Here is a 9,260-nt window from a genome sequence, read left to right as displayed (position 1 = left end):
TCTTTTTGCCTAATTTTAAAAATATCGATTGAGTTTGTGAATTTTTGGCCCATTTGCAGTCCTAAGTAGCCAATAAGTAGCCAACTTGTCATATTCGTGAAGACAATCTATTCTTGGTTTTTCCCATTGACTGCTATGCGGTCTACCATACGATTACAGTAGAGCAATACAGGAAAATCACCGGCAAGGACTACGCAGTTGCATCAGATCTTGGGTCTGCCAATGCTGCTCAATCAGCTAATACCGCTATCAGCCAAGCTTAAGAGTAAACAAAAAAAGCCCACAGCATGATACTGTGAGCTAATAAAAAAGAGCGCCCTTTTTGAGGAGCGCCCAGCCGGCTTGTTGGCTAGAAAGCACCAACTGCACACGGCGTGATTGTTTTGTTGATAGCATTATACCACATAAAATTCATGGTACAATAATCAAGCACACATGCGCAGGCGTAGAAAACCTGATTAGTGCAGGAAAGGAGGAAACTCCAATGCTTCACTTTTGTGTGATTGTTTTGTTCGTACCTAGCAAGCACGTTAAAAATTAATTAAGCGACTGTTCAAGTAGCAGCCACCAGCGCTCATCAGTTTGGATACTGATTGGGCGCTTTTTGCTTACCAAAATTCTGGTAATGTAAATGACACGCAACCGGTACTCAACAAGTAGAGGTGGTGATATTATGACGATATCTGCGACTGCTCATAAATCGCCATCTTAAACTGCCATAATTGTACATTTTCAAATTGCCATTTCTATACAATTTTTAATTGTCCCTGACAACTGGTAGTTGATTTATATGTTTTCATGTAGATAAAATATGTCTATGCGATTTGAGATAATTATAAATAGAAAATGGAATGTAAGCACATCATAATAACAAGGGGATTATAGCCTTCGATAACGATATATCTGAGTTGAGCATACCAAAACGGCCCTGACGCAAAACTTGCGGCAGGGTCGTGCTGTTTTAGGTGAATTTTGAGACAGTCAACTTTAAAATTCAATTCGCTTCTGGAAAATCGGCTGTTGGCGCAGGTCGTAAATCGAACCGGCAATCGGTGTAATGGCAAATGGTCTTAAAATGCTGCGCCGTTCAGAATGGTTTGATGAAATCTGCTGCATTTCCGGTCGAGCGGCAAAAATCTGCTCCAGATACTGCTGATTGACCTCAGTTGCCGTGCCGGTTAAGGTGAAGCCAACACTGTCCAGAGTTTCGCTGCCTTTTAAAGCCGTGATCGAGATGCGGGGATGAATCTTTAAACGTTGATAAAAGGGTTTTTGATAGGTTGTCGCAAAAATCAGCCGGTTGCCGTCTAAAACCTCGATATCAGCGACGTTGGTGTGGGGATCGCCATTTTGATCAACCGTGCCAAACACAACGGACTGAAAACTATCGACAATCAGCTTGAGAAATTCATCGCCTGACAGATGGCTGTCTAACATGGGAACTGGTTTGCGCATTGTGATACCTGCTTTCTTTTATATTTTTGTGCTAATTGTAATCAAAAACATTACATTTGTATATGATCAACTGCAGCAAATCGTATCAAAGTTTCTTGATAAAAGCGCAAGACAGGTGATTTTAGAAAAAATTTGCCATTTGCCAAAAAGTACTTACGAAACCGAGGCAATTTTTGCTAGAATGGCAAACATGCTGATTAAGATTAAGAGTTAGCGTTAATTGAATATATTAGATTAAGTCTGCTTGCTATTTGGTCTTTAATCAAGTGAATTTGATTAAAGGAGCAAAATATATGCAAAATTTTTCTGAACCTGCTTTTCGCGTCAAACACTCAGGCTTGACGATGGCCAGTCTGCTTTTGGGGGCTTTTGTCGGTATGTTTAGTGAAACTTCATTAAACATCGCGCTGCCAAAGCTGATGATTGTCTTTCATACCAGTACGGCCGTCTTACAATGGTTGGTGACTGGCTACATGCTGGTCATTGGGATCGTCTTGCCGCTGTCCAGTTTGATTGCCAAGTGGTTTACGACTCGCCAGATCGTGATTTTTGCTTTGCTGGATTTTATTATCGGTGCGGCAATTTCAGCACTGGCGCCTAACTTTGCGGTTCTATTGGCGGGTCGAATGATTCAAGGGATTGGTACCGGTTTGATTCTGCCCTTAATGTTTACGATTGTGATGCAGATTTTCCCACCAAAAAAGATTGGCAGCATTATGGGCATCTGTGCTTTGGTAATCATGTTTGCCCCGGCAATTGGGCCAACTTTGACTGGTTTGATTCTGGCCAAGCTTTCCTGGCGCTGGATCTTTTGGTCATTTGAAATTTTCTTGGTCATCGCCTTATGCCTGGCCGTAACTGCTTTGGAAAACATTGGTCAGCCAACGCGTCCTCACATTGATCTGCTTTCAATCATTGAATCCGTGCTTGGCTTTTCTGGTCTGGTAATTGGCGCGAGTCTGTCCAGTCTGGATGGCTGGGGTTCTTGGCCAGTTTTAGGCTCGTTTGCGGTTGGGATTTTGGTATTGATTGCCTATGTGATTCGTCAATTGAAGCTCGAAACGCCGATCTTAAATCTGCGCGTTTTCAAGGTTAAGGCATTTACGATTGGCGCTGTCTTGGTCATGCTTGATTTTGGTATTATTCTTTCGGCCATGTATCTGATGCCAATGTATCTGCAAAATGGCTTACTGTTGGCCGTTGCCTTAACTGGGGTCGTCATGCTGCCGGGTGGTCTGGTAAATGCATTGGTTTCCGCGTTTGCTGGACGGATGTACGATTCAATCGGGGCCAAGCGTCCGGTCATGATTGGTTTTGTGATTGCCATCGTCGGGATCGTCATGCTGCTTTTGACGACTGATCATTCTGCAGTTGCCTACGTAATTGCGGCTCACGTGATCTTGATGATTGGCTGTCCATTGGCAATGTCACCAGCGCAGACCAGTGCTCTAAACGCGCTGCGGGGACCAGCCTCCAGTGATGGCAGTACGATTTTGAATACGATGCAGCAGATCGTTGGAGCATTGGCAACGGCTCTGGCTACCAGTTTCTTGGAATTAGGCCGACACGCGGCAGCTGGCAGTCAAGCGATGCGTTTTACGTCCGGGGTACACACGGGACTTTACTTTACGCTGGCTTTGGCAATTATCGCGCTGATCGTATCGTTTGCTTTGCCCAAACAAAGTGAAGATTAATTGTGCTGTTAAGTTATTAAAATAAATCCAAAAAATTTTTAATAGACCCTCATTCTCAAAATTATCTTTGGGAATGGGGGTCAAATTATTTTAGCCAGTAATATTTGACGATAACGACATAAAGTGATAATCTATTTTATGTTGATAACGACATTTATGAAAGGCGGAAATAAATATGGCAAACTTAAATCACATGGACAAACATTTCAAAACGCTGGATGACTTCTTGGGAACGCATTTCATCTATACGTATGACAATGGCTGGGAATATGAATGGTACGCTAAAAATGATCATACAGTTGACTATCGGATTCATGGCGGAATGGTTGCCGGCCGTTGGGTTAAGGATCAACCAGCGCACATTCATCAGTTAATGGAAGGAATTTACAAGATTGCCTGGACTGAACCAACGGGAACTGATGTCGCGTTGGATTTCGTTCCTAATGAACATAAGCTTAACGGTACGATTTTCTTTCCAAAATGGGTACAGGAACATCCAGAAATTACGGTTTGTTTCCAAAACGAACACATTGATTTAATGCATGAATCGCGTGAAAAGTATGAAACCTATCCAAAATTAGTAGTGCCTGAGTTTGCGACGATTACCTACATGGGCGACGCTGGTCAGGATAATGAAGAAGTCATCAATGAAGCCCCTTATGCCGGCATGACTGATGATATTCGCAATGGCCGCTTCTTTGATGAAAATTACCATCGTCTGGCTAAGTAGCTTGTTATATAATGTTTTGCAGAATCAGATAAGGAAGGATGCTGCAAAATGCCGCAAAAAAGGATACTGCCCTATGTTATTATGGGGATCCTGCTTAATAAGGACTGTACTGGAAAGCAGATTATGGATGAGTTTCGCTTTGATATCGGGGAATTTTGGCAATCATCACATAGTCAGGTTTATCCAGAGCTAAAGCGTATGGAACAAGATCGTTGGATTGAAAGCTACTCCAAAGAAGATAATGATAAAGAGATACATTACCGTCTAACAGCTTATGGACATGAGATTATTAACGACTGGCTGATGGAACCTGTTGATAAGCTCCCAGTATCCAAAGACCTTTTTTCTTTAAAGATTTTTTTCATCAATGATCGTAATGATCCGCGACTAGAAAAACTGTTTGAGCACCAGATTCAATTGGTCAGCAGCAGTCTTAATCACCTGCGCAAGCGTCGACAAGCATTGTTCAGCCGTCAAGAACAGATTGATCAGCATTATGGCCATTACTTGATTTTAGCCCGGGCGATCAGTCGCCAAGAAAATCAATTGGTCTGGCTGGAAGATAAAATTAATAATCGATAACGACTTTGAGAAAAGCAATCCCGCTATACCAGCTTTTGGGAAACTGGTGGCGTGCGATTGCTTTTTATATTATGCTACGTAAATTCAGAACTTTTCTCCCTAAAAATGCATTTCTGCTTAAATCGACTAAAGCATTTATGAAGACGCTGATAGATGATTTGAGAAAGGAAGCAGAAAAAATGAGAAAAAAGCTTAAGCAGCTCGGCAGCCAAAAGCGACACACGTTTATCGGTCGTTTTGAACGCGTTGGCTATAAGAAAAGCTATCGTTACTATCAGCCGACGCTCTTACTCACCCAAGTTGCCTTATCAGAGACTGGGGAACTGATTACTGATCATTTATGGCTTAACTATACGAAAGGCTTCTTAGCTTTAGGCGAATTGTTGACTGGCGACTTGCTGCAGTTTGACGGTCGGGTTGCCAGCTACGTTAAAGGATATTTTGGCACTCAGCAAAAACTTGATTATAAGGTAGAACGCCCCTCGCGAGTTGTGTGGCTGGCAAAAATTGAAGGGCCGCGCCGCCTTTTACCCGATACGGCCACCAAAATGGGGAGGCAGGCGCTGATTGGCTATATTATGGAACGGGAGCGTGTTTTTTATGAAGCCAGCTGTCGTCCGATTGATCCGTATTATGTTGATCAATATCAAATCTGGCTGACCAACCATGTTATGAAAACTGATCAAAACTATGATCTTGTCGCGCGAAAAAGTCTGACGTCGCATCTAAAAAGCGCTGAGCCGCATTGAGCAGTTCAGCGCTGGAAGATCAAGGTTGTTAGTATTTAGCTTAGGGCGTTGATCAGATTATCCAGACTGGTCAGAATTTCAGATGGAAGCTTTTCGCCCGAGTGCTGAGCTTCATAGTTCTTAACCCAGTCACGTCGAATTTCAAGGCGCGTCTTGAGCTTAGTCACGTATTCGGCATCGTTAAAGTCGACAGGATAGCCATCATAGGCAATGTATTCCATGTTGGCCAACTTGCCAAATGGCTGGAAGGCGGCCTGGTTTTGGGCAATGTCTTCCAAAGCCTTCAATGTCAGTTCCTTAGGGATGTCTAAGCCGTTGAAGTTGGCGGTGTTGACAATGTAGCAGTCAACATGGCGTTCTTCAAACAAAGCCTTAAAGTCTTGGTAGTCTTCGCTTAATGGATAGGCACGGAATGGGTCGGCAAATGGTTCGATAACCAGGGCATTGCGATCAGCTCCTACCACGTTTTCAGCGGTAGAGCGCTTGGTAGCCAGCGTCAGGCCAAACGTAGCCGCGGTGACAGGATCAGTCAGTTTAACGACTGGTGGCAGACTGTCATCTTTCATGATCCAAAAGACGGCGTTGATTGGGGCGATTTCGCGGTCCACTCGGTTGGTAGAAGCGTAGCGCGTTTTGATGGTCCGCCCGTTGCCATTGCGCAGATCTTGAGTTACCAGTACCTTTTGGCCGGCTTCATTAAGCGTGACGCCAACATTCATCACCGTGGTAAAGTACTGCATTTCGCGGCTGCCCGGCAGATAATCGTTGGTCTTGTCAAAATAGGCGGGTTCAAGAGCCGTGGAGCTGCCGTCCTCACGATTGATTACGAACGCATCGTCATGCAGCACGGTAATGTCGAATTTGCCATTGTGCTTAGCGTGGGTCAGCGTAGACTTGCCTGATCCAGAAAGCCCATAGAAGGCAAAAGTCTGATCATCACGATCGCTGAAGTGGAAAGTCTTTTCGCCACCGTGACAAGCCGTAAAACCATGTCGGTGCGCGGTTGCCCAGGCCAGTGTCAAAGTAGACTTCTTAAGCTCGCCAAAGTAGCGCAGCCCCAAAACCGCGGCCGCATTGTGCTGAGCATCGATGACAACCAGGCCATGTGGATAGTCAGGATTGCTCCAGTATGGGTCGCAGTACAGATAGATGTCGCCTTCGTCATAGGCCCGTGAATCGGCATAGCGCTTCAGCCAATTTTCGGTAGCTGTTTGGAAGTTGAGCATGTAGGAAAGCAGATTGACCTCAAAGCCTTCTGCCAGAGCCAAGTGCGCCTTTACCATAAAGTCTTCATCTAGCCCCACGATTACGTCCGTCGTGTAAAAGTCGTGTTCGTGGCCTTCATAGATAGCTTCGCGTAAGACGCCATCGATTTTTTCGGCATCAACGTCTGGTGAACCGATCAAACGCCGGGCTGCCGCGGTCCGGCCCACGATCTGACCATGATTGTCGACCAGCATCTTGGCATCGGCTGGCAGCCCCAGTTCTTCGGTATGCTTGATTGGCAGGTCGGTAACGATGGTATTAGGGTTGTCAGCCGCCAAACGATAAGCAGTCGCGGTATCGGCAATATGTGTCATATTGTTGGCATAAAATGCCGATTCAATCGTCGTCCGCGTCCGTGAGAAGATCGGGTTGGTCTTAACGATGTCTTTTTCAGAAAATTTTGTTTGAGTACTCATTGAACAGCCACCTTTCTGATAAGTTATCGTGATTAAAGTGCTTACATTCCTATTATAATGCAAAAACCAAGTAATAATAGGATTAAATTTCGCTATTTGTCGAAAAGCTTGCTAAATGTCAAAAAAGCTGAAATTGACTTTTTGATGAATTTATTAAAGGTAAAAATTAAGAAACACAAAATTTATATCGCATAAAATTTACATTTTGCCGTTTTTTTATTCAAAACTTCTCCTAAAAGGATTCGCAATTATTTTTTAAACTTTGCATATCAGCTTTGATAGTCGGGCTTTCGATAGAGTATTAATCAAGGCAGAATATTAATTCAATGTAAGGGAAGTGATTGTTTGCATCACAAAAAGGGACGCTGGCTGGCGCTGATTGCGGTGCTGCTGGTATTATGCGGCGTTGGTGGCTGGTTTGGCTATCGTCATTATTCGCTCGGAGTGATTTCTGATAAGCAGATTATTAAGAACATCAACAGTCATCTATTGAAGAATAATCCAACATCCAAGCAGACCAAGAACTACGCTAAAATCGTCAAAAGTACTACGCGGACGCTGGATAATGCTTACGTCAAGGTCAATCCATATGGCACCTCGCCACTGACTGCCTTGATGATCTTTAAGACAGACCAGGCTGCTAAGGTGACTTACACGGTTGTCGGCAAGACGGATAACACCTCGATTACCAATACGGTTAAGGGTTATAAGACTACGCATCAGGTACCGATTGTGGGGCTGTATGCCAACTACTCCAACCAGGTTCAAGTCACGCTTACCTACAAAGATGGCACGACGGAACAAAAAACGTTTACCATTAAAACGGGTAAGCTGCCTAAGAACCTGCGCCAGACTAAGATCACGGTTTCAAAGAGCAATAAGTCCAAGATGCAGATCGGCAATAACGAGCTGACCTACATCAACAAGACCTCTGAGGAACCATTTGCTGTCGATGCTGATGGTAATATTCGCTGGTATTCAACGCTCTACAGCCGGCACACGTTTGTTCAGCTCAGTAATGGTCATTTGCTGATTCAAAACCGGACGAATGGCAATAAGGGGTCCTACAACGTCTTATCTGAAACTGATTACCTTGGCCGCATCTATCGGCGTTATCGTTTCAGCGACAAGCTTGGTAAGAGCTCACTTGAACAATACATTACCGCGGTTCATCATGACGCGCTTGAACTGCCAAATCATAATCTGTTGGTAACGATCTCTGGCGGTGACAAGTACGCGGAAGACGTGATCGCCGAAATTGATTACAAGACTGGTAAGACGGTCAAGGTAATCGACTTTAAGAAATTGCTGCCTTCAAGCATGTACCGTAACTACAGCAGTACTACAACCAAGGGTGGCAAGATCGACTGGCTGCACATGAACTCGCTTTACTATGATCAAAAGACGGGTAATCTCTTGGTTTCAGCACGTAATCAAGATATAACCATGTCGATCAACTATAAGTCGGGTAAGATTAACTGGATCTACTCTGGTAAAAAGAAGAGCTCATGGCCAAAGAAGTATCGCAGCAAATTGCTGACGCCAGCCAAAGGTACGACGATTACCGGTGGTCAGCATGATTTGACGCTTTTGAGCAGTAAAAATGGGAAACTAAAAGTATTGCTTTATGACAACAACATTGATGTCACAAATGGTAATGCGAAGACATCTGGCAAGTACTCACAAGCGGTTCAGTATACGATTGATACTAAGAAGAAAACCATTAAGCAGACTTGGTCTTATGGTAAGAGCCTGGGTAAGGATAACTTTACACGGGTGATCGGCTCGGCACAGCGTTTAAGCAATGGCAATACCTTGATTGACTTTGGCTACAAGCATGATGGCAGTCAAAGCAATATTATCGAAGTTGATAAGAACAACAACCAGATATTTAACTTGACGATCAGTTCATCGAAAACTGACCGGACATACGTTTACCGTGCATACCGCGTCAAATTTACGCCATCTAATTTTGTATTTGATGCAACCAAATAGTTTTGTGCTTGATTTAAAGAAGCGTCGGCAGCTTTTGTCGGCGTTTTTTTATTGATTGAAAATTTTTCAATAATAGGTTGACGACTGATTCTACTTATAATCGTAAGAACATTCGAATTTTACCGAATGAATTAAAGCTAACGGAGCTTAATATTCATGTTTTTTAAAATAATTGAAAAACTTTTGATAAGTCGTTGACATATGATGACAATCTTTGTATATTAGATAACGTTGTCGCAGCGATAAGTTGCTGATTACTTGAGTTTCACGGCTTAGCGCTTACCCATCAAGAAAACCTAAACAAAAAGTTATTGACAGGTAGTTGACAATTTGTTAAACTAATTAAGTTGTCTGCTCGGGATGAGCAAACAAC

The 9,260-nt window shown here is 43.5% G+C and carries 7 protein-coding genes; 5 read left to right on the top strand and 2 right to left on the bottom strand.

Annotation, left to right across the window (positions count from 1 at the left end):
• Positions 1 to 987: 987 nt before the first annotated feature.
• The gene (locus ACLUWI_RS09665; RefSeq protein ID WP_412147150.1) at positions 988 to 1,455 is read right to left on the bottom strand and encodes a pyridoxamine 5'-phosphate oxidase family protein; all 468 of its coding nucleotides are present in this window, start codon (positions 1,453 to 1,455) and stop codon (positions 988 to 990) included.
• A 293-nt stretch (positions 1,456 to 1,748) separates the two neighbouring features.
• Between ACLUWI_RS09665 and ACLUWI_RS09660 the strand changes: the two genes are divergently transcribed.
• The 4 genes from ACLUWI_RS09660 (at position 1,749) to ACLUWI_RS09645 (ending at position 5,210) form a co-directional block, all read left to right on the top strand.
• On the top strand, positions 1,749 to 3,149 hold the full coding sequence (locus ACLUWI_RS09660) for a DHA2 family efflux MFS transporter permease subunit (RefSeq protein ID WP_412147149.1): 1,401 nt from the start codon (positions 1,749 to 1,751) through the stop codon (positions 3,147 to 3,149).
• Positions 3,150 to 3,342: 193 nt separating this feature from the next.
• Positions 3,343 to 3,879 (top strand): phenolic acid decarboxylase, encoded by a 537-nt coding sequence (locus tag ACLUWI_RS09655; protein WP_412147151.1) that lies wholly within the window; start codon positions 3,343 to 3,345, stop codon positions 3,877 to 3,879.
• A gap of 48 nt (positions 3,880 to 3,927) precedes the next feature.
• Entirely contained in the window at positions 3,928 to 4,461 is a 534-nt protein-coding gene (locus tag ACLUWI_RS09650; RefSeq protein ID WP_412147148.1) for a PadR family transcriptional regulator, read from the top strand.
• 179 nt (positions 4,462 to 4,640) lie between these two features.
• Positions 4,641 to 5,210: a hypothetical protein gene (locus ACLUWI_RS09645; protein WP_412147147.1), complete on the top strand. Its 570-nt coding sequence runs from the start codon at positions 4,641 to 4,643 to the stop codon at positions 5,208 to 5,210.
• Between the two features lie 35 nt (positions 5,211 to 5,245).
• Here the strand turns inward: ACLUWI_RS09645 and ACLUWI_RS09640 are convergent, their stop codons facing one another.
• On the bottom strand, positions 5,246 to 6,892 hold the full coding sequence (locus tag ACLUWI_RS09640) for a phosphoenolpyruvate carboxykinase (ATP) (protein ID WP_412147146.1): 1,647 nt from the start codon (positions 6,890 to 6,892) through the stop codon (positions 5,246 to 5,248).
• Positions 6,893 to 7,237: 345 nt separating this feature from the next.
• Here ACLUWI_RS09640 and ACLUWI_RS09635 point away from each other — a divergent pair, with 345 nt between their 5' ends.
• Complete coding sequence (locus ACLUWI_RS09635; RefSeq protein WP_412147145.1) at positions 7,238 to 8,887, top strand: aryl-sulfate sulfotransferase; 1,650 nt, start codon at positions 7,238 to 7,240, stop codon at positions 8,885 to 8,887.
• The last annotated feature ends 373 nt before the right edge of the window (positions 8,888 to 9,260 follow it).

This window comes from Limosilactobacillus mucosae, from assembly GCF_046939755.1.
Lineage (GTDB): Bacteria > Bacillota > Bacilli > Lactobacillales > Lactobacillaceae > Limosilactobacillus > Limosilactobacillus mucosae_A.
This window is presented reverse-complemented; position numbering and strand designations above follow the sequence as displayed.